This window comes from Verrucomicrobium sp. BvORR106 (genome assembly GCF_000739655.1).
Taxonomy (GTDB): domain Bacteria; phylum Verrucomicrobiota; class Verrucomicrobiia; order Verrucomicrobiales; family Verrucomicrobiaceae; genus Verrucomicrobium.
The window spans coordinates 20,648-45,433 of sequence record NZ_BATR01000180.1 but is presented as its reverse complement, the minus strand read 5'-3'; the positions used below and the strand labels follow the sequence as shown (position 1 = coordinate 45,433).

At 61.8% G+C, this 24,786-nt stretch carries 22 protein-coding genes; 10 read left to right on the top strand and 12 right to left on the bottom strand.

The window, feature by feature from the left end; translation table 11 throughout:
• Positions 1-70: 70 nt before the first annotated feature.
• Both BV106_RS31780 and recG read right to left on the bottom strand, forming a co-directional pair.
• On the bottom strand, positions 71-1,234 hold the full coding sequence (locus BV106_RS31780; RefSeq protein ID WP_051946659.1) for a trypsin-like peptidase domain-containing protein: 1,164 nt from the start codon (positions 1,232-1,234) through the stop codon (positions 71-73).
• A gap of 133 nt (positions 1,235-1,367) precedes the next feature.
• Positions 1,368-3,476 (bottom strand): ATP-dependent DNA helicase RecG, encoded by a 2,109-nt coding sequence (recG, locus tag BV106_RS31775; protein WP_051946657.1) that lies wholly within the window; start codon positions 3,474-3,476, stop codon positions 1,368-1,370.
• A gap of 103 nt (positions 3,477-3,579) precedes the next feature.
• Here recG and BV106_RS31770 point away from each other — a divergent pair, with 103 nt between their 5' ends.
• The 3 genes from BV106_RS31770 to BV106_RS31760 all read left to right on the top strand — a co-directional run bounded on the left by BV106_RS31770 (position 3,580) and on the right by BV106_RS31760 (position 7,075).
• The gene (locus BV106_RS31770; protein WP_038171674.1) at positions 3,580-4,530 is read left to right on the top strand and encodes a histone deacetylase; all 951 of its coding nucleotides are present in this window, start codon (positions 3,580-3,582) and stop codon (positions 4,528-4,530) included.
• Positions 4,531-4,592: 62 nt separating this feature from the next.
• Positions 4,593-5,885, top strand: coding sequence for an adenosylmethionine--8-amino-7-oxononanoate transaminase (bioA, locus tag BV106_RS31765; RefSeq protein WP_038171672.1), 1,293 nt, complete (start codon positions 4,593-4,595; stop codon positions 5,883-5,885).
• A 104-nt stretch (positions 5,886-5,989) separates the two neighbouring features.
• Positions 5,990-7,075: a hypothetical protein gene (locus BV106_RS31760; RefSeq protein ID WP_038171650.1), complete on the top strand. Its 1,086-nt coding sequence runs from the start codon at positions 5,990-5,992 to the stop codon at positions 7,073-7,075.
• Between the two features lie 458 nt (positions 7,076-7,533).
• On the opposite strand, the gene BV106_RS36555 is transcribed toward BV106_RS31760, so the two are convergent.
• Together BV106_RS36555 and BV106_RS31750 are read right to left on the bottom strand one after the other, a co-directional pair.
• A complete protein-coding gene (locus tag BV106_RS36555; protein ID WP_051946655.1) occupies positions 7,534-8,661 on the bottom strand; it encodes a M23 family metallopeptidase in 1,128 nt (375 codons plus the stop codon).
• A gap of 39 nt (positions 8,662-8,700) precedes the next feature.
• A complete protein-coding gene (locus BV106_RS31750) occupies positions 8,701-9,459 on the bottom strand; it encodes a hypothetical protein (RefSeq protein WP_038171649.1) in 759 nt (252 codons plus the stop codon).
• 103 nt (positions 9,460-9,562) lie between these two features.
• Between BV106_RS31750 and BV106_RS31745 the strand changes: the two genes are divergently transcribed.
• A complete protein-coding gene (locus BV106_RS31745; protein ID WP_038171648.1) occupies positions 9,563-11,875 on the top strand; it encodes a dienelactone hydrolase family protein in 2,313 nt (770 codons plus the stop codon).
• Between the two features lie 212 nt (positions 11,876-12,087).
• Positions 12,088-13,272, top strand: a complete 1,185-nt coding sequence (locus BV106_RS31740; RefSeq protein ID WP_038171646.1) for an SGNH/GDSL hydrolase family protein — start codon at positions 12,088-12,090, stop codon at positions 13,270-13,272.
• 25 nt (positions 13,273-13,297) lie between these two features.
• Here BV106_RS31740 and BV106_RS31735 read toward each other — a convergent pair whose 3' ends face one another.
• The gene (locus BV106_RS31735) at positions 13,298-13,540 is read right to left on the bottom strand and encodes a DUF4332 domain-containing protein (protein ID WP_050029861.1); all 243 of its coding nucleotides are present in this window, start codon (positions 13,538-13,540) and stop codon (positions 13,298-13,300) included.
• 164 nt (positions 13,541-13,704) lie between these two features.
• Between BV106_RS31735 and BV106_RS31730 the strand changes: the two genes are divergently transcribed.
• Positions 13,705-14,943 carry a class I SAM-dependent rRNA methyltransferase gene (locus BV106_RS31730; protein ID WP_038171644.1) on the top strand — a complete coding sequence of 413 codons (1,239 nt, stop codon included), beginning with the start codon at positions 13,705-13,707 and terminating at the stop codon, positions 14,941-14,943.
• A 9-nt stretch (positions 14,944-14,952) separates the two neighbouring features.
• Here BV106_RS31730 and BV106_RS31725 read toward each other — a convergent pair whose 3' ends face one another.
• Positions 14,953-15,336: a prepilin-type N-terminal cleavage/methylation domain-containing protein gene (locus BV106_RS31725; protein WP_038171642.1), complete on the bottom strand. Its 384-nt coding sequence runs from the start codon at positions 15,334-15,336 to the stop codon at positions 14,953-14,955.
• Between the two features lie 442 nt (positions 15,337-15,778).
• The gene (locus BV106_RS31720) at positions 15,779-16,957 is read right to left on the bottom strand and encodes an FG-GAP and VCBS repeat-containing protein (RefSeq protein WP_038171640.1); all 1,179 of its coding nucleotides are present in this window, start codon (positions 16,955-16,957) and stop codon (positions 15,779-15,781) included.
• Between the two features lie 90 nt (positions 16,958-17,047).
• Here BV106_RS31720 and BV106_RS31715 point away from each other — a divergent pair, with 90 nt between their 5' ends.
• The gene (locus BV106_RS31715) at positions 17,048-18,190 is read left to right on the top strand and encodes a prolyl oligopeptidase family serine peptidase (protein ID WP_265596282.1); all 1,143 of its coding nucleotides are present in this window, start codon (positions 17,048-17,050) and stop codon (positions 18,188-18,190) included.
• 78 nt (positions 18,191-18,268) lie between these two features.
• Here BV106_RS31715 and BV106_RS31710 read toward each other — a convergent pair whose 3' ends face one another.
• The 4 genes from BV106_RS31710 to BV106_RS37830 form a co-directional block, all read right to left on the bottom strand.
• A complete protein-coding gene (locus BV106_RS31710; RefSeq protein ID WP_038171637.1) occupies positions 18,269-18,961 on the bottom strand; it encodes a DedA family protein in 693 nt (230 codons plus the stop codon).
• Positions 18,962-19,029: 68 nt separating this feature from the next.
• Positions 19,030-19,638 carry an HAD family phosphatase gene (locus BV106_RS36550; protein WP_051946653.1) on the bottom strand — a complete coding sequence of 203 codons (609 nt, stop codon included), beginning with the start codon at positions 19,636-19,638 and terminating at the stop codon, positions 19,030-19,032.
• Between the two features lie 9 nt (positions 19,639-19,647).
• Entirely contained in the window at positions 19,648-20,745 is a 1,098-nt protein-coding gene (locus BV106_RS31700) for a hypothetical protein (protein ID WP_081892499.1), read from the bottom strand.
• Between the two features lie 102 nt (positions 20,746-20,847).
• On the bottom strand, positions 20,848-21,414 hold the full coding sequence (locus BV106_RS37830; RefSeq protein ID WP_265596281.1) for an N-acetyltransferase: 567 nt from the start codon (positions 21,412-21,414) through the stop codon (positions 20,848-20,850).
• A gap of 74 nt (positions 21,415-21,488) precedes the next feature.
• Here BV106_RS37830 and BV106_RS31690 point away from each other — a divergent pair, with 74 nt between their 5' ends.
• The 3 genes from BV106_RS31690 to BV106_RS31680 all read left to right on the top strand — a co-directional run bounded on the left by BV106_RS31690 (position 21,489) and on the right by BV106_RS31680 (position 24,236).
• Positions 21,489-22,331 carry a hypothetical protein gene (locus BV106_RS31690; RefSeq protein ID WP_265596280.1) on the top strand — a complete coding sequence of 281 codons (843 nt, stop codon included), beginning with the start codon at positions 21,489-21,491 and terminating at the stop codon, positions 22,329-22,331.
• A gap of 86 nt (positions 22,332-22,417) precedes the next feature.
• A complete protein-coding gene (locus BV106_RS31685; protein WP_038171633.1) occupies positions 22,418-23,311 on the top strand; it encodes a TIGR01777 family oxidoreductase in 894 nt (297 codons plus the stop codon).
• Between the two features lie 46 nt (positions 23,312-23,357).
• A complete protein-coding gene (locus tag BV106_RS31680) occupies positions 23,358-24,236 on the top strand; it encodes a haloacid dehalogenase-like hydrolase (protein ID WP_038171631.1) in 879 nt (292 codons plus the stop codon).
• 40 nt (positions 24,237-24,276) lie between these two features.
• On the opposite strand, the gene BV106_RS31675 is transcribed toward BV106_RS31680, so the two are convergent.
• Positions 24,277-24,708: a nuclear transport factor 2 family protein gene (locus tag BV106_RS31675; RefSeq protein ID WP_038171629.1), complete on the bottom strand. Its 432-nt coding sequence runs from the start codon at positions 24,706-24,708 to the stop codon at positions 24,277-24,279.
• Positions 24,709-24,786 lie beyond the last annotated feature (78 nt).

Here is a 24,786-nt window from a genome sequence, read left to right as displayed (position 1 = left end):
AGCATGTAATGTTCCAACCTTTCACCCATTGCAACAGCCGGAGGCGCGTTTGTCGAGCCTGGACTGTTCCTCAGTTGGTGGCTGGTCGTGGGGCGATCTCGGCTTTGATGTTGAGGATGTGTCCGTCGCGGACCACGATCATGGGAATCTCCTGCCCTGGCCGTGCCTTGGCAATCATCAGCAACAACTCGTCCACTGATCCGAAAGTGCGCGGGCCGAACTGCATGATGACATCACCCACCTGGATGCCGGCCTTTGCCGCGGGGGATTGCTGGTTCACCGTTTCCACCATGGCGCCGAGCGTGGTGCCCAATGCGGAGTCCACAGCCACCGGTTCAGGATTTACCTCGATGCCGAGAAAGCCCAGTACCGGCGCACCGCGGTTCATGATGGCTTGAAACGATTCCTTCACATCATTGGCGGGGACGGCCAGGCCCACGCCCTGCCAGGCCTGCGTGGACATTGCTCCGCGGGTGAAGATGGCCACATTGATGCCGATGATGTCCCCCACGACGTTGACGAGCGGACCGCCAGAGTTGCCGGGGTTGATGACCGTGTCCGTCTGGAGCAGGGAGTTGGAGGTGTCGCTGAACCGGCGCTGAGTGGCACTGATGATGCCCTGGGTGACGGTGCCAGTGAGACCGAAGGGGTTGCCCACCGCATAGACCCACTGTCCGGCGCGGGCCTCGTCCGAGTTGGCAAAGTTCAGCGCGGGGAAGTTGTTTCCCCCTCCCACGATCTTGAGCACGGCGATGTCCCGCTGGGTGTCTGCTCCGATGATCTCAGTCTTGTAGGACTTGCGGTCGTTGGTGGTGATCTTGATTTGAGTGGCCCCTTTGATCACGTGGTAGTTCGTGATGACATGACCCTCCTTGCTGACAATCACGCCCGAGCCGAGGCCGGGTGACACGTCGTTGCGATAACCGCGCAAGTAGCCAAAGATGTCTCTGACCGCCACGCGGCTGATGGTGGCGGTGTCGATGCTCACGACGGAGGGCAAGACGGAGCCCGCCAGCTTGGCAGACTCCTCACTGAGCCGCGCCAGTCCCGGCACATCCGCAGGGGTCAGGCGCGTGGTTGAGGGGCTGGTGAACTTCTCCGGCCCGCTGCCGCCGGTCTGGATGTGGTCGAACAAACTGTCACCGCCCTGCCGCACCTGCCACTGCCGGTAGAGCCACGTGGCGGCGAAGAAGATGATGATGACCAGAAGGATGCGTCGGAAATGTTCAAGCATGTCTCAATGAGGTACGGCGGCCAGGGGTGGAAGGGATGGCCCCTGGGGGGCCTTCCCTTTGGAGGGAGACGGGCCAGGGATGTTAGATCTTTTTTGAGGTTCAGGAATTCGGTCGCACAGGTGGAGGGGGAAGTTATTGCATGGTGCCCTCGCCAAACACCTCCTCACCGACCATGGCACGCAGGTGGGCGTGGCCCGGCTTTGTCAGTTCAGGATCTTCCTTCAGCGTGCGTTCGGCGAGACGGCGGGCCGTGGTGACCAGCCGCGTATCGGCAAGCAGGGCGCCGAAGCGCAGTGGTGACTGGCCGCTCTGGGCGCTGCCCAAGACATCACCGGGACCCCGGCGGGTCAAATCTTCCTCTGCAATCTTGAAGCCATCCGTGGTTTCCTCCAGCAGCTTGAGTCTGGCCACGGCTTCCTTGTCTCCCTTGGGCACGAAGAGAATGGCATAGGAAGTGTGAGCTCCACGGCCAATGCGACCGCGAAGCTGGTGCAGCTGGGCCAGGCCAAAACGACTCGCGTCGTGGATGATCATGACGGTGGCGTTGGGGACATCCACCCCCACCTCGATCACGGTGGTGCTGACCAGGGCCTTGACGCTGCCCTCGCGGAACTGCCGCATCACGGCCTCCTTGGCCTCGGTATCCATGCGGCCATGCAACAGCCCGGTGGTATGCGGGGCCAGTCGTTTGGTCCATTCCTCCAGCCCGGTGGTCGCCGCCCCGGCATCGAGTTTCTCTGACTCGTCGATCAAAGGATACACGATGTAGCACTGCCGCCCTTCCTCCAGACGGGTCAGGACGAACTTGGTGACTTCATCCACCTTGGTCGCCTCCCGCACGGCGGTGATGATCTTGCCCCGTTCCCGGGGACGCTCGTCGATGGTCGAGACATCCAGGTCCCCGTAGAGGGTCAGGGTGAGGGTTCGAGGAATGGGCGTGGCCGTCATCACCAGCACGTCCGGCGTCTCGCCCTGGGCGATGAGCCGGGCCCGCTGCGCCACGCCAAACTTGTGCTGCTCATCAATGACGACGAGCCCCAGGCGGGGCAGGTTCCCCGCGCTGCGTTCATAAAGCAGCGCGTGGGTGCCGATGACGATGTCGGGGCCGCGATCGGCTTCGAGAATTTGTGGAGCGCACGATTCCAATACTTTGTCCGCAGTGCGCAGGGCCACGCGGATGCCGAGCGGCTCCAGCCAGCGGCGGGCGTTTTCATAGTGCTGCTCGGCGAGGATCTGGGTGGGGGCCATGAGGGCTCCCTGGCGGCCGGACTCCACAGCCATGAGCATGGCGGCCAGGGCCACCACGGTCTTGCCGCTGCCCACGTCACCGTGAAGCAGGCGGTTCATGGGCTGGGGCAGGGCCATGTCAGCCAGGATCTCATCCAGCGAGCGGCTCTGAGCTCCCGTCATCTGGAAGGGGAGCGCCTCGGCAAAGGCCGCGAGCAACCGCCCCTCCGCACGCTGGGAGTTTCCGCCGTGGTGTTTGAACTGGAGCTTCCTCCGCACGGCGCGGAGCTGCATGATGTAGAACTCCTCCAGAGCGAGGTAGCGCTGCGCCTGCGTGAGCTCATCGAACCCATCCGGGTGGTGCAGCGTGCGCATGGCTTTGGCACGGGTCATCCCGGCGAAGTCTCCGCCAGCCTTGGGCCGGGGCAGAATGTCGGGAAGTGCCGCCGCGGGAAGCTGCTCCATCACCTGCCAGGTGGTGCGGCGCAGGGGCTTCTGCTTCAGTCCGCCGCGCAGCCGGTACACCGGGACGATGCGGGAGGAGTGAATGCCAACCTCGTCGTCGTCCTCGTCACCACGGACGATCTCGTACTCCGGGTGGTCCATGAGGAGACGGTCCTTTATTTCCTTGATCTTGCCGTACACCATCAGTTCCATGTCCACGGCCAGGACCTTTTGCAGATACACCATGCCGAACCAACGCAGCGTGAGCTGCTGATGCATGGGATTGGCCTCCGCTGCCTCCACTATGGTCTCAAAGACCCCGCCGCGTTGGCCAAAACGCAGCACGCGTGTCTTCAACACCCGCACATGGTGACAAACTGGCGTCTCGCTGGGGCAGAACCCTTTGAAGTCCATGCGCCGACGGTCTTCATGCCGGGCGGGGAAGTGCAGCACCAGGCTGCCCGTGGTGGTGAGCCCTTCCTTGACCAGCATGCGCACGGCTGCGGGACGCAGTCCCTCCACCTGATCGAGCGGGGTGTCGAGACTGATGACGCTGGCGGCGGAACTCATGGAGAAGGCGAAGGTGTTTTCATGGCTCCTGCCGGGCGGGATTGCAAGTGCGGCCCGGGTATCCTGCATTGACACTGGAAAGGCGGACTGCTCCCATGGAGGCATGGCCACTCCTTCCTCCGGACTCGTACTTGATGCCATCAGCGCCGCACATGACACGGGTGAGGGGCACCCGGAGGCGCCGCAGCGCTACCAGGCGGTGGCCCGGGCACTCACCGCAGCGGGGCTGACCAAGACGATGACGACCATCGCCTCCCGGCCGGCCACGGACGATGAGATCCTGCTCTGCCACACGCGGGAGTACTTGGAAACTGCCAAGCGGGACGTGGCGGCTGGCAAACGAGAGCTCAGTACGGGGGACACCGCGATCAGTCCGCGCTCCCTGGAAGTGGCGCGTCACGCCGCGGGCAGTGTCGTGGAGGCGGTGGATGCCGTCATGACCGGGAAGCTCAAGAACGCCTTCTGCGTCGTGCGGCCCCCGGGGCATCATGCCCGGCCCGCCCAGGGCATGGGATTCTGCTTGTTCAACAACATCGCGATTGGAGCCCGGGTGGCGCAAAAGAAACACGGGGCCGGCCGGGTCTTGATCGTGGACTGGGATGTGCACCACGGCAACGGCACGCAGGACATCTTCTATGCAGATGGGAGCGTGATCTTTGCCAGCACCCACCAGGCCCCGTGGTACCCCTACACCGGCTGGGCGGAGGAGAAAGGGGAGGGGAAGGCGAAGGGGATGATCCTCAATTTTCCTTTTCCCAGTGGCTCAGGATATCCCGAAATTGGTGGGGCGCTGGAACATCACATCTTGCAGGAGGCAGCCAAGCTCAAGCCGGATCTCGTGATGATCTCAGCAGGGTTTGACTCCCGGGTGGATGATCCTCTGGGGCAGTTTCGGCTCACCGACGCGAACTTTGCCGCGCTTACGAAGACTCTCATGAAGTTCGCGGATGAACACTGCTCCGGGCGCCTGGTATCGGTGTTGGAAGGCGGTTACAACCTCGACGGGCTGGGCAAGGCGGTGACTGCGCATGTGACCGCCCTATCCGGGGGTTGATGCCTCTGTCATTTGGGTTCATGGGAGGGGGCGGCATCTTCAAACTCCCCCTCCCACTTCGCTTGAACTACGCGGAACTCGACAAGACCTACACCTGGCATCCCTTCACCCCCATGCGCGACTGGTGCGCACCCGAGCATGAGCCTCTCATGCTCTGCAGTGGGGAGGGCTGTTATCTGGTGGATCAGCATGGCAACCGGTATCTCGATGGGAACGCTTCCATCTGGACGAACATCCACGGGCATTGTCATCCGCGGATCAACGAGGCCATCAAGGCGCAGCTCGACCGGGTGGCGCACACCTCCTACCTCGGATTTGGCAATCCTCCCGCAGCGCAGCTTGCCAGTGAACTCGTCGGGCTCTTTCCCGATGGCGGGTTGGAGAAGGTCTTTTTCTCAGACAACGGCTCCACGGCCATTGAGGCCGCGGTGCGCATGTCCCTCCAATTCTGGAGGCAGAACGGCCAGCCCGGTCGGGACGTGATCCTGGCCTTTGATGCGGCGTATCACGGGGATACCTTGGGAGCTGCAAGCTTGGGCGGCATTCCGCTCTTCAAGGGGAGCGCCAACCAGTTTGGGTACGTGGTGCAGCGGGTTCGGACGTTTGAGGACCTGGCCGCGCTCCCGGCGGACGATCTGCAGCACATCGCCGCCGTTATCATCGAGCCGCTCGTGCAGGGGGTGAACACCATGCGGATCTGGCCCAAGGGCATGCTGAAGGCTCTGGAAACCTGGTGCCGCGGTCAGGGAATCTTCCTCATTCTGGATGAAGTGATGACGGGCTTAGGCCGTACCGGCACCATGTTTGCCTGTCAGCAGGAAAAAGTGGTGCCAGACTTCCTCTGCATGGCGAAGGGGCTCTCTGGAGGGTATCTGCCGCTGGCTGCCACGTTGGTGAATCAACGAGTTTATGAAGGCTTCCTGGGCGCTCCGTCCGAGGGGCGCACCTTCTTCTACGGGCACAGCTTCACGGGCAATCAGCTCGGGTGTGCGGCGGCGCTGGCCAGTCTGGCCGTCTTTCGCGAGGAAAAGGTCCTGGAGCAACTCCCGGCGAAGATCAAGGCGTTCGACCGCCTGCTCCAGGGGCTCACAGACATGGCCCATGTGCTGGAAGTTCGGCGTTGTGGCCTGATTGCGGGCATTGAGCTGGTCAAGCAGCGCTCTCCGCGCCTTGACTACGAGACAGCGGAGCAGGTGGGAGCCCGGGTGTGCGTGGCCGCCCGCAAGCATGGGCTGCTGACGCGACCCATTGCCAACACCATCGTCCTCATGCCGCCACTCTGCGTGGTGGAGTCCGAGTTGGAGGCGATGGTGAGAGCCGTGCGCCTTGCGGTCGAGGAGGTGTGCGGCGCATGAGGTGGTTCGTGGGGCGGATGGAATAGGAGAAATCGGCCTAATAAGCTGAGGGTGCCGGGCGTTGAAGCCGTTCGTACTCCTCTTTGTCCAGAGCTATCGCCCGCATGAACCGCCCTCTTGCTTCCCTGCTGATCGTTGGAATTCCCCTTGCTCTTTCCGCCTGCGGCAAGAGCGAAGCCACTGTCGTCAAGGCGACTCCAGAGGCCGCTAAGGAGGTGGTGCAGCAGGAGGCGAAAGCGGCAGTTGCCACGACTCCGACGGAGACTGTGAAGGCGGAAGAGGCCCTGAAGACGGATCAGCCCCAGCCGGAGGCTCCCGCTCCAGCCGTTCCTGCTCAACCCGCTTCACCGTATGCGGTCACCGACTCCTTCTCTGGACTCGGTGACTTTGGCAGTGGGGAACCCATTGAGCGTCAGGATCTTCCTGAGCGCGGGGTGATGGCATTCAAGGTCGCCAAGGATCAGAGCACCTTTGCTCCAATGGAGCACTGGGAGCAGTACAATTTCCCTTTCCAGTCGAAGCGCTGGGGCCGCTACAGCGTCCGGATTTCCTATTCGCTCAAGTCTTCCACACTGGGGGTGCAGTTCAAATTCGGTGATCTTCGCCTCAAGAAAACGCTGGTGAGCACCAGCGGCGCGACCAAGCGGCTCTACATCGGCGACATCTACATCCCGCAGGGGGGCGACCAGTTCATGGCGTTCTACACCCCCAACGGTGTGGCTTGGTCCACTTTCGTTTTGGAAGAAGTGGCCTTGGTGCCCACCCAGGAAGGTGAAGAAGTGAAGCCGACGGAAGACGGCTCCCTGCAACTGCTGGCCAAGGACGCCACCACCTGGAGCGAAAACATGCGCTACGAGCCCAAACCCGAGAAGAACTGCCTGGGTTTCTGGACGGAGAAAGAGGACTTCGCTGAGTGGGAATTCACCGTGGACAAAGCGGGCAAATACAACGTGACCGTGCACCAGGGCTGCGGAGCCGGCGGCGGCAGTGAAGTGGCCATTCAGATGGGCGAGCAGGCGCTGAAATTCAAGGTGCAGGATACCGGTGGTTTCCAGAAGTGGGCTCCCGTGAACGTGGGTGAACTGGAGATCAAAGAACCTGGCACCTACCGCCTGGCCGTGAAGCCCCAGAGCAAAAATGGCGGCGCCATCATGGATGTGCAGAAGATCATTCTGGCACCTGTGTCCTGAGGTGGGTGCGAGTATGCCGGACCCGTAATGGCGGGTCTGGGGGCGGGATGGAAAGCCCGAGGGTGATGGGATCCCGTGTTTTCATGGGGGAAGCCCCACGCCAACGGCGTGATACACAATAGCCCGGGGTCAGACCGCGAAGCGGTCGCCACCCCGGGGAGCACGCGGTAGTGATGGAACTCCAAGGGAGTTCTACAGGCCGTCCAGATCACCCGGAGGCGACTGTCCCGCATGTGGTGGACACGTCAGGGTGCGGCCGCGGTTTGTAGAACTCACTTCGGAGTTCTGGTCCACTCGCTCATGTACCCAGGGTGGCGGCTCGTGCCTCGCCTGACCCTGGGCTAATTTGTATGACGCCCTTGGCGTCAGAGCAGTTGAGTGTGACAAACGGTGAGTACTTCACCTGGCGCATCTGTGGGAACGGAATCGAAATCCGGAAGGAGCGTAACTACTGCCCCCTATCCCTTCTTCTTCCCTGACACCTTCTTGCTCTCCTCTTCCTTCGCAGGTGCTGGGGCGACAAAGTCGCCGGTAACGAGGTCCAGGAAGCGTTTGCCGGAGGCGGTCAGGGTGCCTTTTTCCCCGCTGCCCGCGATGTAACCGCGTGTGTAATACCCGTGAGGCATGTTGCGATCCTTCACCCAGGTGATCTGGGCCTGGGTCACGGTGAGCTGGCTGGGCTGGACGCGGATGGGCAGACCGGAGTCGCCGAAGGTGATTTCCCAAGCCGGTGAGGCGGCGGTGGGTGCGTCTCCCAACCAGGGGTAGTGGCTCAGCAGTTCCAGCTCGCCCTTGCGAGGCACCACGGCTTTCCAGGTTGGCTCGGTGCTCCGGACAAAGCTGGCAATGGAGAGGGCTGGGTCCTTCTGGTGGGCCAGGTAGAAGGCAGCGATGTTAATGCCCGTAAGGTTGATGCCGTTGTAGATGCCGTGCTTGTTGGGGCTGGGGCGGAAGTTCTGGGCGTGCCAGTCATCAAACCGGCTGCTCAGCATGAGGTTGAGCTCCAGGTGGACGTGGGCCCGCTTCTGATTCAGCCCGCTGCCCGTGTAGCCCATGACGCCCAGCTGGGTGCCGAGCTGCACTTCCTGCCCTGCCTGCACGGCGATTTTGCTGAGGTGAGCGTAGAGGGAGAAGAACGAGCCGTCTGGGGTGTCATGCTGCACCACCACGTAGCGGCCGTAGTTGCTGGCCCCCGCCAGTTGGGAACAGTGCACGACCTTCCCCGGAGAGATGGCCCGGACTTCATCGGTGGGATCACCGGCGGCATCCCGCTTGGTGGGGGCGATGTCGATCCCTTCGTGGAAGGCCATCAGCACCATCTCGCTCCCATGCCGCACCGGACCCCGCACGTACCCGTACTGCCCGCCTTCCCATGGCGCGGAGACCTGATTCTCAAAAATCCGGTCCACATACATGTAGAAGGAAGCATTGTCCCCGCGCAGCAGCGCGTCGTTGTCGGTGGGCAGCCCGAGCGGGAACACGTAGGGAGACACGGACGGTGTCCCCGGTGCTGGCGGTGCTTGGGCGATCAAGCTGGCTGTGGCGGCCAGCAGACAGGCGACGGCGGGAAAAATCCGGAACATCATGTTGCGAAGACAGTCGTAGGGGCTTGCCGAGGTGGAAACTTATCGCTGGGGCAACAAGGGCTCAGTGGGCACGGAAGGAACTGGGTTCGTCGGAGGAATGTAGGGCTCTGGTGCGCCAGGGCGGGCAGGTGTGGGCCCTGGGGTCGGGCTGGCACCTTCCACTGGGATGCGGCTCGTTGTCGGGGCAGCGGGCAGGCTGGGCACTTCGGGCTCGACGGGGCGGCCTTCCTTGCGGGCTTTTTCAGCGGCCTTCTTCGCGGCACGGTCCGCTTGGAGAGCATCCTTGCGCTCGCGTTTGCCCACGGGGGCCATGTCCATGTTCTTGTTCATGGTCGGCGGGCCGCCGGGTTTGATGCGGGGCGTTTTCTTGTCCATCTGGGCGATCGTCTCAGCGTTGAATCCCTTCCAGATGGTGATCATTCCATCTGTGACCGGATCATCCATGACCACGAAATCCACCGGCTTGCCATTCACCATGGCGATCAGGTATTCCCCCTTGCGGCCGCGGGTGATGATTTCCAGCGATCCCTTGCCCCGGAAATCAAGCTGGAGGGCGCATCCCTGGGTGCCGTCATCTGCGGGGAAGGGATGGAATGCCACCACGTTCTCCTGAGAGATCTCTGGGATGAGCTTGAACAACATCCGCTGGCCACCCATGTCGAGCGGGAAGTAGGTCTTGGGCGGGTCCTGCTCGGTGGCCTGGGCGTGGAAAGTGATCGAGTAGGGGATCTTCTTGCTCATCCCCATGAGGAAGGGGGCGAGGATCAGAGCAAGCAGGAAAGGGACAAGGCGCTTCATGGCGGAGATTCAAACGGCAGCGGGCGGAGAATGCAAGAGGGGACTCGCAAGCAGGTAGCGGCAAATGTTGACCAACGACCGCCGATTTGGTTCGCTTTGATCCATGCACTTCCATTTTGGCTGGATTCCGGTGTGCCTGGCCCTGGCGGGTCCGGTGTGGGGGCAGCAGCCCCTGGTGGGTACCTCTGTGCTGGAGGAGGCAACTGGCGATGTCAGGTCGGCGGCTCTGGTGGCGGACATCGATCAGTTTGCCACCCAGTTAATCAAGGATGCCGAGGGAAAACGTTCGGCTTTTTGGAAGCTGGATCTCAGTTCAGCCAAGTCGTATGAAGCCTCGGTGGAGCCTCGTCGGGCTCGTTTGGGCGCGATACTGGGGTTGCATGAGCTCGATGTGCGAGTGCCCATGGTCGGGCTGGAGTACCTGAGTTCCTCAGTGCATGAGCTGAGGCTGGCGGAGGCGGCAAAGTACGTGGTGCATGCCGTGCGCTGGCCCGCGCTGGAGGGAGTAAACGGCGAGGGGATCTACCTCAAGCAGCGGGCGGAGGCAGTGGCTTGCGTCATCCTGCTACCGGATGCGGGGCAGACTCCTGAGGAGCTGGCCGGACTGGTGGAGGGGAAGGAGATGCTGGGGCAGGCGGCCCATGAGCTGGCGCTGGCCGGGTGTGATGTGGTCATCCCCGCCTTGATCAACCGGCAGTCGGATTTCTCCGGCAATGCGGAACTGGGGCTGCGTACCGACCTGTCTCACCGGGAATGGATCTACCGGCAGACTTTTGAGCTGGGGCGCAATGTGGGTGGCTATGAACTGCACAAAGTGCTGGCGCTGGTGGAGTGGATGCAGGCACGCAAGGTGCCCGTGGGGGTGGCGGGATACGGCGAAGGAGGACGTCTGGCACTGCTGGCTGCCGCGTTGGACAAACGAATCGATGCCACGCTGGTGAGCGGAGCCTGGGAGGAACTGGAAGATACCTGGCAGCGTCCTCTGGAGAGGAATGGCTTCGGCCTGATCAAAGAGTTTGGGGAGGCAGAGATCGCCAGCCTGGTGATGCCGCGTCCTCTCATCATCGCGCACGGTCAGTACCCCGCGCTGCCTGCGGGAGGTGAGTCAAAGGCTGGTGTCAGGAAAAACGCGGCCCCCGCCAATCTTGACCATCCTGAAGAGGAGGCGGTGAGAAAGGGCATCAAGCGGGCGAGGCAACTCGTGGGAGACAAGCTGGCGGAGCATCTCCGGCTCGTGATCGCGGAGGAAGGGGATCTGGCCATCTTTCCCGTGGAAGCTGTGGGCTGGCTGCGCAAGGCGCTGCAGGTGGGCAAGCTGGAGGCCCCCTCCGAGCTGCGAATCCGGCGTGGGTCGCTGCCGGATGATCGAGCCCGGCAACAACGTCTGGTGAATGAACTGGTGAATCATGCTCGGCACGCGCTGCAGGTGTGTGAAAGGCAGCGGACGGCCCTGGTGTGGAAGCCGCTCGCCGCTGCAAAGACGGACGACGTGCGAATGGCCACCACCGCAAAGCTTCGCAAGGCGTTCTGGGAGGATTCAATCGGTCGTCTGCCAGATCCCGTGGGGCCGCCTGCCGCCCAGAGCCGCGTGCTGGCTCAGAATGAAGACTTTGTCACGCACGAGGTGATGATGGAGGTCTGGCCCGGGGTGTCTGCCTGGGGTTATTTGCTTGTACCCACCGGCATCAAGGAGGGCGAGAGGCGTCCGGTGGTGGTCTGCCAGCACGGCCTGGAGGGGCTGCCTGAGGATGTCGTCAATGAAGACTCCTCGGCCAAGGCCTTTGGGGCCTACAAGGGGTTTGCTGCGACTCTGGCTCGCAAGGGCTATGTGACCTTTGCTCCCCACAACTTCTACAGGGGCAAGGACCACTTCCGAGTGATTCAGCGGAAACTGAATCTGGTGGGGCTGAGCTTGTTCTCCGTGATCATCGGGCAGCATCAGCAGACGCTCGCCTGGCTGAAAACGCAGCCCTTTGTGGATGGCGAGAAGATTGCCTTCTACGGACTCAGCTACGGCGGCAAATCTGCCATGCGCATTCCTGCCGTGCTGCCGGACTACTGTCTCTCCATCTGCTCCGGCGACTTCAATGAGTGGGTGCGGAAGTGCGCCACGGTGGATCTGCCTCTTAGCTATGTGTACAGCGGCGAGTACGAGATCTGGGAATGGAATCTGGGCAACACCTTCAACTATGCCGAGATGGCGGCGCTCATCGCTCCGCGTCCCTTCATGGTGGAGCGTGGCCACGATGATGGCGTGGGTCTGGACGAGTGGGTGGCCTATGAATACGCCAAGGTCTTCCGGTACTACAACAAACTGGGTCTCGGGGGGAAGTCGCAGATCGAGTATTTCAACGGACCGCATACGATCAACGGGAAGGGGACGGTGGAGTTCCTTCGGCAGCATCTGGGGCGGTAGGCCGGTGATTCAGTAGTTCAGTGATTCAGTAAAACAGCAGGTCAGTTTTGGTTCTAGGTAATATGGTTGCGGGGGACGGGTCATGGGTTGTTGAGGGGGGCGCCTCTAGGCGGGTCAGTGGACCTTGTGCGTTTCTCCTGCAAGATGGTGGTCGAGTGTTGGCGTTTTGGTTGAGGCTCAGAAAAAGAGCTGCTTCTGATTTCCAATTTCCCATGAAACGCCGATCCTTCATCACCACCACGCTGTCCCTCTCCACTGTCCCGCTGATGGCTCAGAAAGGGGCCACGGTGATTTCCCCTGAAGGGGGCAAGTCTGCGACGATCACCTCAGAGCCGGTGCCGAGTTCCATCCCGCCGCAGCCTGCCAAGCCAGCGGCCAAGCCGTTGACCTGGCACGATGCTGCTCCTTATCTGGAAGGGCGGGGCTGGGGAGATGAGGCCCGCAAACGGTACTACGACCGGTTCCCTTCCGTGGCGGAAGGCAAGGTGACGGACACGGTGTGGAATCTGAGCCGGGACAGTGCCGGGATGCTGGTGCGCTTCAAAAGCAACGCCACCAACATTCAGGTGCGGTACAAGCTGCTCAAGGCCAATCTGGCGATGCCGCACATGCCTGCGACCGGGGTGAGCGGTGTGGATCTCTACGCCAAGGCCGAAGACGGCAAGTGGCGCTGGGTGGGCGTGAGCAAGCCAGACAAGCAGGAGCTTCAGGCGGATCTCACGGGTACGATCAAGGGAGAGGCTCGCGAATGGATGCTGTATCTGCCGCTGTTCAACGGCGTGGAGAAGTTGGAGATCGGCGTCAGTGAGGGGGCCACCTTTGAGGGGCTAACCGCTCGGCCCAAGCCGGTGGTGTTCTACGGCACCTCCATCACCCATGGGGCTTGTGCGTCGCGTCCGGGCATGGTTCATACCGCGATCCTCGGACGTCGGCTGGACCGGCATGTCATGAACCTCGGATTCTCCGGCAATGGGAAGATGGATGCCGCCGTCGGCGATCAACTCGTGAAGCTGGACCCGGCAGTGTACGTGATCGACTGCAACCCGAATATGGGCGCGGAGTTGATCCGTGAGCGTTGCGTCCCGCTCGTCAAACAGCTGCGGGCTGCCCGGCCCAAGACGCCCATTGTGCTGGTGGAAGACCGTCGCAATACGAACTCCTGGATTCATCCGGATCGCGCCAAGTACCACACCGACAACCACGTGGCGCTCAAGGAAGCCTTCGACAAGCTCAAGGCCGAGAACGTGACCGGTCTCTTCTATCTCCCGGGCGACAACTTGCTGGGAGACGACTCCGATGGCGCAACGGATGGCTCGCACCCGAGCGACCTCGGCTTCTTCCGTCAGGCGGATGCGTTTGAGCCGGTGCTGCGGGAGGCACTGAAGGCCGCGGAGTAGCGGCCTTGCTGGTTGACCCTTTTCGTCAGGCGGCAGTGCCCCAGGACTGCGCCTGGCGAATCCATTCCCGGACCGTGTCCAGCGTCGGGAGCTTCCGCACCAGACGTTGTTCGGAGTTCACTTCCTCCATCCAGCGCAGCAGCTTCTCTGGCTGGTTCTTTGCCAGATCGGTGGGCGAGCTGATGCCGGAGGCGCTGAGCAAGGAGGCAAAAGACTTCTCTGCGGCCGGGAGGATCTGGGTCAGGGGCGTGATGTTGTTGGTCGTCATGTCCAGGGGAAGGGGAGGGGTAGTGGGCTCCCCTTTTAGCCACGGTCCCGGTCCTTGTATGTAAAATTGGGTCCCATCCAAAATAGGGGGGTACCTTAAGTCCATGCTCCTCTTTCAGGGTTGCGAGTGACCAGGATCGGGGTATCAACCTCAGTTCCAAATCCATGCCCGCTCCCAGCCACCGCCGCCCCGTCCGTCCCCGCCAAGTTCCCACCGGAAGCGAGGGCTGGTCCACGCCCTGGGTGCAGATCAAGTACTACAATTTCCACCCGAATTTCTTCCCCAACATGATCATGGCCGCTTCGCCTGATGCGAAGCGTGGTGACGCGGTCACGGTGTACGACAAGGAGGGGAAGCCTTTCGGGCACGGATTTTTCAGTCCGGGGGCCCGCGTGCCGTTGCGCGTGTTCCAGCATGGTGCGGAACCCCTTGATCCCGATCATTTTACCAAGGCGCTGCGCCAGGCGGTGGATCTGCGGCTGAAGACTCTGGCCCTGCCCCAGCAGAGCGATGCCTTCCGCGTGGTGCATGCGGATGCCGACGGCATTCCCGGTCTGATGGTGGACAAGTTTGGCGAGGTGCTGGCGGTGGAGTTGAGCAATGCCTCAGCCCTCCAGAGGGCAGGGGAGTGGATTCCCCTTCTGCATGAGCTGCTGGGCACGACTCAGGCGGTGGTGCATTTCGACGACGCCCCGATCCGTGCCGAAGGGTTGGTGCCCCATCAAGTTCTGGAGCAGGTGAATCAGCTCAGTGCCCCGGAGGCAGGCACGAAAATCACTGAAAACGGCATGCGGTTCCATGTGAACTTTGCCGAAGGCCACAAGACAGGTTTCTTCTGTGACCAGCGGGACAACCGGGCCCAACTGGGCCGCTGGGTGAAGGACTGCCGCGTGCTGGACGTCTGTTGCTACTCCGGCGGTTTCTCCGTGGCGGCCAAGCTCGGCGGTGCGGCTGAAGTCATCGGCGTGGACTTGGACGAGAAAGCGGTAGAGCAGGCCAAGAAGAACGCCAACCTGAACCAGCAGCGCATCGACTTCGTGCATGCGGATGCCTTTACCTACATGCGCCAGATGCAGCGCAACGGAGCGACCTGGGACGCGGTGGTGCTGGATCCGCCCAAGCTGGTTCATTCCCGCGAAGGGTTCGAGGAAGGTAAGGCCAAGTACCATGACCTCAACAAGCTGGCCATCTCCCTGGTGGCCAAGGGCGGGCTCTTTGTTACCTGCTCCTGCTCCGGTCTCATGCCGGTGGAGCAGTTCGAGGAACTCGTGATCGGCATTGCCCACCGCAACGGGCGCAAGCTGCAAATCCTGGACCGCACCGGGGCGGGTTCAGACCATCCGGTCATGTCGAACTGCCCCGAGAGCCGCTATCTGAAGGCGCTCTGGGCGCGGGTGTTTTAGAAGCCTGGTTCAGGGATGGTAGGTCAACCTGCCGTCCTCCAGGCGGATGTACTTTTTCGCATTCGTGACCGCCTCAGCGTCAGGTTCGGGAAAGGCAAAGTAGTTGCCGCGGAGGACGCCTGTCTCCACGGCCTTGCCGCGGGTCACGTCTTTCAGGGCGGCGTCCAGGCTGGAGACCTCCCATTGGACTCCAGCAGCGCGTCCCGCCTCAAAGACCCCGACGATGTTCTGGGCATTGCGGCGGCGTTGGGCATCCTGAGTGGCCTCCCGGTAGTCGTCCAGGCCGACCAGGGCAATGGACACGATCACCCCGATCACTGCGACCGTGACAAGAGCCTCCACGAGGCTGAAGCCACGGTGAAAAGAGGACAGGGGACTGCGTGAACGCTGCATGCACAGAGGTATAGCAAATCAGAATCCGTTTTGGCTGTGATTTGTTTCGGTTCAGGTGCCAGCAGGCAGGATCGAGTACTCCTTTGTGTGGATGGAGTGGAGGGGTTGAGGAGCTAAGTTGGCTGGAGGGTTGCCGTCTGCGGTGTCAGGGGACGGGCGATTGAGCGGGGCGCAGTGGCATAGCGTCCTTTGCCGTGATGGACCTCAGTGTTGGAGTACCGACTTTAGTCGGCGGAAGTTCTCCAACCACAGCCTGAGCCGACTAAAGTCGGTACTCCAACCCCGGTACGGAACGGAGGTTGTAGTCCGGCTGTCCCAACCGGGTGGGGAGCGAAGAAGGGCGTGGAATTTACGTTGCACCTCGTTGTCATCTATAACCTCTCTTACACGGTACGACTGAGCGGGGCTGGCCCCCCCTGCCTCCTTTATTGACGGAGCTCCGTTAAGGCGTCTCGTTCCAATAGATCTTGACGTTCTTGGTCCGGCGGCCGGCGGCGATGATGTCGGGCTTATTGTCGCCATTGAGATCGGCCACGGCGAGGTCTTCGCAGGCCATCTGGTTGTCATCGATGCTGTAGTCCTTCCATGCTGAGCCTGTTGCATCCGGCACCCACATCTTGACGCCCACCCGGGCCAGTTTGTTGGCATTGGCGCGCCAGCCAGCGACGATCTGATTGCGGCCCAGACCGAGAAGGTCGGCACTGGCCAGGGCGTGGCCGTCGTCGAGGGTGGTGCTCAAGGCGATGCGGTTAGGGGTGCCATCTCCGGCGGGGACGTTGTACACGGCCAGGTCGTTGCCATGCATGGGCTCAATGGCGGCGACGAATGTGGCTGTGCCCAGCTTGCCTTCCCGGACTTCGCCGGATCCTTTGAGCGGACCTCCTGCTTCATGCTTCACGCGATGCTCCTTCTTCCAGCCACTGGTGGTGGGGGTGAGCCATTCGATGCCTTCTTTGCCGCCCAAACGGAGTCGCTCGAAGTTCTCCCCATCCTGTTGCACCACATCGAAGTTGTGGGTCATGTGCATGTCTCCGGACACAAGCTCAGTCTTCCACTCTGCCTTGGGATCGGCGGGCTTTTGGTAAGCTAGGACCTTCACGCCCTCGCCTTCGCCGTTCTTGTTGCCGCGTCCGTGAAGTGGCACGACCACGAGGTCGTAACGATCAGGGCTGCGTTTCACCCACTTCATACGGTGGGTGGTGGGTTCATGAGTCAATTTCACCGGCTCCCACTTCTGGGTGCGATCAGCCGGAGGAATGAGGTAAAACACCGCCCCGCTGTTCACCGTGTCGGAGGGGTTCCACTCTGCGCCCACGGCGATCTCGCACTTCCCGTCGCCATCGATGTCCCGGGCAGCAATGCAGACGTTGTCCTTGGCCGTCAGGTTCTCGGCAATGACATGCTTTTTCCAGGTGGGATTTTCGTACCAGACGAAGGCAGTTTTGTCTGCCAGCAGGATGTCGGGCTTGCCATCCCCCTGCACATCCGCAATGGCGAGCCCGTAGCCAATCTGGATCTGGTTGTCGATCTCCTGGGCTTTGAAGACCGGGGTCTTGTCCTGTGCAAACGTGGAAAGACAGGAGGTGCCGAGGAGGAGGGCGAGCGTGGACAGTGCTTTCATGAGGAATGCGGGCAAGGTTTGCCTGAGAGCGTGGAAGCTGACGTAACGGGTCGTGCTGCAAAAACCTGTCGGGTATTGCGTAATTGACTGGTGAAACGAGTTCCCCATCTAGCAATCAAGACAGGTGTGATGGTCGCGGCGGTCGGTGTACTGCTGGGCCGGACTTCAGCAAAAGCGGCAGACGACCTTCCCAAAGAGCTCGCCCCGTACTTCACTCCACCGGCTGAGTACGTGGGCAAAGTGACTGCCGGTCCTCGCTTGGTGGACCTGGCCTCGGGCAAGACACCCCAGACGAAAGAGGAGTGGGCCGCCCGGCGCAGTGAAATTCTGAAGACCTGGCAGGGCTTCATGGGCGAGTGGCCGCCGGTGCTGGAGCATCCCAAGCTGGAGATCCTGGAGACCAGCCGGCGAGAGGACTTCACCCAGCACCGAATCCGACTGGAGATTGCCCCAGGCCAGACGGGGGAGGGTTATCTCCTCATCCCCGATGGGAAGGGACCATTCCCCGCTGTGTATGTGCCGTTCTATGATCCGGAGACCAGCATCGGCCTGGGCAAGAAGCCGCTGCGGGACTTTGCGTATCAGCTCACCAAGCGGGGTTTTGTGAGCCTGAGCATGGGGGCGCCCGGGGGCGACGCCCGCAAGCCGGTGCTGTCCGACGCTGCGAAATGTCAGCCGCTTTCCTATCTGGGCTACCTGTCTGCCAATGCCTGGCAGGCCCTGGCAGACCGTTCGGAGGTGGATCGCAATCGCATCGGGGTGATGGGGCATTCCTACGGTGGCAAGTGGGCCATGTTCGGCTCCTGCCTCTGGGAGAAGTTTGCCTGTGCTGTGTGGTCGGATCCCGGCATCGTGTTTGATGAGGCCCGCATCAGCATCAACTACTGGGAGCCGTGGTACTTGGGCTATGAGCCTGGCTACACGCGCAAATCAGGGCTGATCACGTCGGAAAGTCCACGAACTGGCCCCTACAAGCAGATCATGGAGCAGGGGCGCAGTCTCAGTGAGTTCCAGATGCTGATGGCCCCCCGGCCGTTCCTGGTCTCCGGCGGGTCAGAAGACTTTCCCTCCCGGTGGGCGGACCTGAATCGGGTTCGCGAAGCCTACACTGTGCAGAAAGTCCCGGCGCTGGCGGGCATGCACAACCGGCCGTTGCATGAGCCCACTGAGGAGTCCAATGCTCTGGCCTACCGGTTCATGGAGTGGGCGCTCAAGGAGCGTCCGGTAAGGTAACCCTTGGTAGAGGAGCTACAAAAAGCCCGGAACCCCATGGGGAGTTCCGGGCTGTTAAGGGAATCAGAAACCGGCAGATCAGGCGGCCGGCTCGGCATCACTGGCTGCTGCCGCGGTGGCGGCAGCCTCTTTGCGGGCCTTCCACCACTCGAAGACGATGGGCAGCAGCGATACGAAGATGATCAGGATGACCGTGGCCTCGAAGTTCTTCTTGATGATCGGGATGGTGCCCAGGAAGTAGCCTGCGAGGGTGAGGCTCACCACCCAAACGACGGCGCCGAGGATGTTGTAGTAGGCAAAGGAGCTGTACTTCATGCGGCCGATGCCAGCGACGAAGGGGGCGAAGGTGCGGACAATGGGGACAAAGCGGGCCAGGATGATGGCCTTGCCGCCGTGCTTGTCATAAAATTGCTGGGCCTTGACGAGGTAGTCCTTGCGGAGCAAAACACCGTTTTCGCGATTGAACACCGCGGGCCCAAGCCTGCGGCCGATGGCATAGTTCACGGCGTCTCCAAGGACACCAGCTACAATCATGAGCGGGATCACGTACTCAAGCCGGAGGCTGTTCGTGAAGGCGTCGTTGGCCGCTACCGCACCTACTGCAAAGAGGAGGGAGTCACCCGGCAGGAAAGGGGTCACGACCAGACCGGTTTCGCAGAAGATGATGAGGAACAGAAGGCCGTAGATCCAAATGCCGTGCTGGCTGATGAAACCCGGGAGGCTTTCATCCAGATGCATGACGAAGTGCAAGAACTGCTTGAGTAACTCCATAGGCGAAGAGCCTACACCACCCCAGCAAGCGGGGAAACGAAAAAGGCCTTATTTGCGTGACAGGCGCGTCACTCTGCCGCACCCAGCCAGGCCCGCAGTTCCGCCTCCAGAGCGGCATGGCGCTCGTGGTGGTAGTGGTGGCTGACGAATCCGAGACGCTGTCCGGTCGCGATATTGTCCTCCAGATCATCGATATAGAACGTGTGCGCTGGATCGAGCCCATACGCGGTCACGGCCTGCTGAAAAATCGCGTCGTGCGGCTTCATGCACTGTGCCTCGTGGGAGTAAATGCCGCCGGAAAAGCGCTGGAAGACCGGGAATTTGGCAAAGAGCCACTCCTTGTGCAGGCCGCTGGTGTTGGAGAGCAGGTACAGAGGCACTTTCCCAGCCAGCTCTTCCACGAGGGCAATCATGGGGGCGTTCTCCGTGAAGATGTCTCCCCAGGCGGTCACAAAATCGTCCCGGGTGCCGTGAAACCCGATGAGCCGGGTGCTCTCGCGGATGAAGTCGTCATCGCTGATGCGGCCGGACTCCAGATCGTCCTTGAACGGGCGGAGCCGTGCCAGCACCTCGGCTTCGGTGGCATCACTCAGGGTCGCAAACCGGCGGGCGGCCGGGGTGAAATCAAAATGGACCAGCACATTGCCGATGTCGAAAAGCAGCGCGGGAGCAGGCATGGGGCTGGGTCAGGGAGCGTGGGCGATCACCCAGGAGGCGATTTTCAAGGCGGCATCCGGCTCGCTGAGGGCTCGCATATTGGCCTTCATGCGGCGGGCCTCCGATCGGTTGTTGGCGAGGAATCGGGCCGCTTCCTGGCCGGTCTGTTCCGGGGAGGAGGTAGTGACGCCACACTCATGCTTGGTCAGCAGCTCCGCATTGCCCTCTTCCTGGCCCGGGACCACGTAGTCGATGATGGCGGGGCAGGTGGCGGCAAGGGATTCGTGCAGGATGGCTCCACCTGCCTTGCAGATGACGAAGTCATGCGTCTGCAGGAGGCGCGGGATGCGGTTGGTCCAGCCGATGACTTCCACGGACCCATCCGGGACGGAGTCCACAAAACGGGTGACTACGTGATAGAGCCGGGAGGCGTGCTTGCCCACGGGCAGGGTAAGCCGGGTGCCAGCCTGAAGGAGGGGGTGCAAGGAGGCCAAGGTCCGCTCCACGTGCTTCACGCTGGTGGAGGGCAGATAGAGGATCTTCCCGTGAGGGGAAGCCGATTCCTCAGAGGTGGGCTGTTCCCGAAAGTCCAGACTCACGGGGAAGCCGGCCACATGGATCTCGTCGGCGACGCGGCAGAGGCGGAGCGCGCTCTTACGCGAGTCCTCATCCGCCACAAAATAGGCGTCGCTGGGGGCGATGAACCAGATGGGGTGGATGCTGATGGAATCCGTGATGACCGTGTAAACCGGCGGGGTGGTCGCGCCGGTGGCCTGGATCTGCTTGAGAAGCTTGGGATAGATCGGGTAGGTGCAGACGATCACCCGGGGGCGGTGCTTCTTCAGCAGTGCTGCCAGAGCCTTGCGCAGTCCCGCCAAAATGTCCGGGCTGCCGTCGAAGCTCACCTTCGCTGAGCGGCCGTAAATCCAGGCCCACACAGAGGGAGCACGCGTGATGAGCATCTGGTAGTTCTCCTTCATCACAGGAGAAAGGGCCGGATGCGCGATATCGAACAAGTCCACTACCAGGGCCTCTTCTTGAGGCGCAAGACGGCGCAAGCCGCCCGCCACGTTGCGTGCCGCAGTGTTATGACCGTCGCCGAAGCCTGCAGTAAGGATAAGAATCACGTGAGGGAGCCGATTTAGTAGCCGTCATGCAGACAAGCGCGAACAGAAAATCACATTTCTGTCACATCAAAGGAAAGCGCGTGTCTGCGCCCATGCTGGGACTCATTCCAGTCCCAGTTGCTGGGCGGTGAGCTGGAAGGCGGAGGTGTAGCCCACCGTGAAGGGGGTTGCGGTTTCCTGCCATCGCAATGCACGAAAGTGCTCGTTCCCGGGATCGTACGGGCAAGTCGGTGTTTTGAAGGGTGAAAAGCCAAAACGCTCGTAGTAGGCGGGGTCGCCAAGGACGAACACTGGCTCCTCCTTCAAGGGCGGCGACTGCAAGCTATGGGCGACCAAGGCTGAGCCGATGCCCTGGCGCTGGGCCTCAGGAAGCACGGCCAGCGGTGCGAGATGCCAACCGATGGGGTGGGTTTCGTTCGTCGCCACCGAGTACAGAATGAAACCCGCGATCTGAGAATCTAGCAGCGCCACCCAGCCGTGATGGATCTCCGCCCCGGTCATGATCAATTCCACCAGCGTGGATTCGTACAGGCTGGGGGCAAAGGCAGCGTCGAGGAGGCGTTTGACCTCGGGCAAGTCTTGCAAGGTGGCGGGGCGGATGATCATCGGCGGGCAGTGTCCCACATCCTCTGCATTGAGGAGGTAAAAAATCTTGGGGGCTTCGGTCACGGGATCAATTTTCTCCACATGCAGTGGTGGTGGCCCTGTTTTCAGTGGCCGCCTCGAAAACGTTTTGCCACGCCATGAAACTCCCCCCTCTACTGTCTCGCGTGTTTTCCCTCCGGTCCGCCCTGCGCGGATTCTTTGCCCTGGCCCTGACCTCCTTGGCCACCCAATGTGCCTCTCCCGTCTCGTCTGGGAGCAGCTCCGACGGGGCATTGGGAGGCTCTGCTCGCACGGCTTCTCTGACTGAGAAGAGTCGGCCCGGCTTGGGGACCGGTTTCGGCGAGTCCCGGTGGTCGGAGGTGGACAGCACCACTTTCCGACGAGGCAGTTCCCACCCGGCCGTCAGCGAGAAGATCTTCTACAACGATCGACAGGGTGTGCTGGCGGCCACCGGGGGAGGTGGCCGGAAATTCAGTGGGTGGAAGAAGATCGGCAGTGGTTCGGTGTCCTTCGGTCTGAAGAGCGAGGGGGGCTGGCTTCGTGGGGTGGAGGACGGCAACACCTACGTGATTGGCGAGCCTGGAGAGCGGTATGACATTCTGCTGCGCAACGAAACCAGCCGCCGGGTGGAGGTGGTGGTGTCGGTGGATGGGCTGGATGTTCTGGACGGGAGACCGGCTTCTGTGCAGAAGCGCGGTTACGTGATTCCAGGACACGGGTCGGTGCGCATCGAGGGCTGGCGTACTTCCATGAACCAGGTGGCGGCCTTCCGCTTTGCCAGCGTCTCCCGGTCTTATGCGGCCATGAAGCACGGCGACACCCGGAATGTGGGCGTCATCGGCGTGGCCGTCTTCCTCGGGGAGGATGCGGTGCCGCACTTTTCAGACCCGGTTCCCGGCCCCTGGCGTACGGGCGACACTCAGCGGCGCGAGAAGGCGAATCCCTTCCCGGCGAGTGGTCGCTGGGCCTCACCGCCCTGAGCTGGCATCCAGAGGTGACGGAGAACAGGGCCAAGAATCACCCGCTTGGCCTTGCAAGTTCTCGGTCTGGGTCTTGAGTTCCCGGCATGAGAATCGGCATCACGGGTGGGTTGGGGTTCATCGGCACGGCCGTGGGGCGTGAGGCCCAGCAGCGCGGCCATGAAGTGATCGTTTTTTCGCGCAAGCCCCAGTCACCGCCAGAGTGGGCGGTGGAGTGCCGGGTGCTGGACATGACCGAGAAGCCAGCCCTGAACCTGGGTGGCCTGGACGCTATTGTCCATCTGGCCGGTGAGAGTGTGATGGGCTACTGGACCGATGCCAAGAAGCAGCGGATCCGTGACAGCCGCATTCCGGTGACGGAAGCCGTGGTGGATGCCATGAAGGCCAGTCCAGACGGGCCCAAGGTGCTCCTGTGCGCCTCCGGGACCGGAGCCTATGGTCATCGCGGCGATGAGGTGCTCACCGAAAAGACCCCTATGGGGACAGGATTCCTGGCAGATGTCTGCCGGGATTGGGAAAAAGCGGCCAACGAAGCGCGCCAGATCCTTGGAGCCCGCGTGGTCCTGCTGCGGACCGGGATGGTGCTGGGGCAGGGCGGGGCGGCCTGGCCGATGCTGAAAAAGATCTTCAGCCTGCGCCTGGGCAGCCGTCTGGGTGATGGGAAACAATGGGTGCCCTGGATCCATCTGGAGGACGAGGTGGGGCTGATCCTGCATCTGCTGGAGACCCCGGCCTGTAAAGGGCCCTTTAATCTCTCCGCGCCGCATCCGGTGACGAATGCGGAGATGACCCAGCAGATTGCCAGTGTGCTGGGCACGACGACGTTCATCCCCACGCCCGCCTTCGGCATGAAGCTGCTCATGGGCGAGTTGGCCTCCGTGGTGCTGGAGAGCCAGCGGGCTGTGCCCCAGGCGGCGCTTGACAGTGGCTACGTCTTCAAGCACTCGCAGTTCCGCGAGGCCGTGGCTTCGCTCGTTTGATCCTTTTGACCCCCTTTAGATTTTCTTTCCTCCTCACTCCTTCCTCATGGCAGCCGCTCAGACCACCATTGGCCTAGTTTACGATTATGATCAGACCCTCAGCCCGTACTACATGACGGATGAGGTGGTGTTCCCTCACTTCGGCATCCATGTGGAGCAGTTCTGGAAGAAGGCGCACGCCCTCGTAAGGGAGGATGGGTTCGACAATGAACTGGCCTACCTGAAGGTCATGCTGGACTGCCTGACGCCCGTCCGGCCTTCCAATGCAGAGCTGCGTGCGCTGGGCTCCAAGCTCCACTTCTACCCGGGCCTGCCGGACATGTTCCAGGAGATGAATGGTGTGCTGCGCCCCGAGCACAAGACCATGGGCATCAAGCTGGAGCACTACATCATCTCCTCTGGCCTCAAGGAGCTGATCGAAGGCAGCGCCCTGCGTCCGCATGTGAATGCGGTGTTTGGCTGTGAGTTCTCAGAGGATCGTGAAGGGCGCATCAACTTCCCCAAGCGTGTCATCGGCCACACCACGAAGACTCAGTATCTCTTCCGTATCAACAAAGGCATGCTGGAGCCGGGGGACGATGTGAATGACCACATGCCGGCGGACATGAGGCCTATCCCCTTCCAGCACATGATCTACATCGGTGACGGACCCACGGATGTGCCGTGCTTCACCCTCATGCGCAAATACGGTGGCAATGCGGTGGCGGTGTACAACCCGGCGGACACCACCCGCAGCAGCTTCCGCAAGTGTTACCAGCTCACGGCCCATGCAGACCGGGTGAAGTACATCGCACCCAGCGACTACCGCGGTGGCAGCCACCTGCGCCTGCTCCTGGAGGAGATGGTTTTGGAAATAGCGGATGGCATGCTCCGGCGGAAGCGCTTTGAGATCGAGAACGCCACGGTGAGCGCGCCGGGATTTTGAGAAATGCGGGTGATGGAGTGATGGAGTGATGGAGTGCGGGCTAGGAAGTAGGAATGGGCTCGTGTTGGAGGGCCGCGTTCATGGTGGGCACGTCGATGTAGGGGGAGAACTTGGTGATCTTGCCGTCCTCCACCTGCCAGACGTGCACCACCGGGACTTCGAAGCTGGCACCGTTGGCGTTGACGGTGCCACGGGTGCTGCCGATGGCGACGATGCATTCCGCGGCATCGATGTAGCGGTCCACGGTCACCTTGGAGTCGATGTGCTGGAGGATGAGGCCGAAGAAGCGGCTGAAGCCCTCCAGTCCCTCAAAGGTGCCTCCCCAGGGGAGCTCAGCAGACTGGGAGATGACGGCATGAGGCCCCAGCAGGCCGGCCACGGTGGCCACATCCCGGTGCTCAAAGGCGGTGTACAGCTTCTGGACAAGCTCCAGGGCGGGGGAGGGGGACGCTGGGGAGGAGGTTTTTTCCATGGTTGGGGAATTTATCCCGGTTTCCCACCCGGGATGCAAGTGTGGGTTCACTTGGTGTGAACGATGTCACCACCTGAG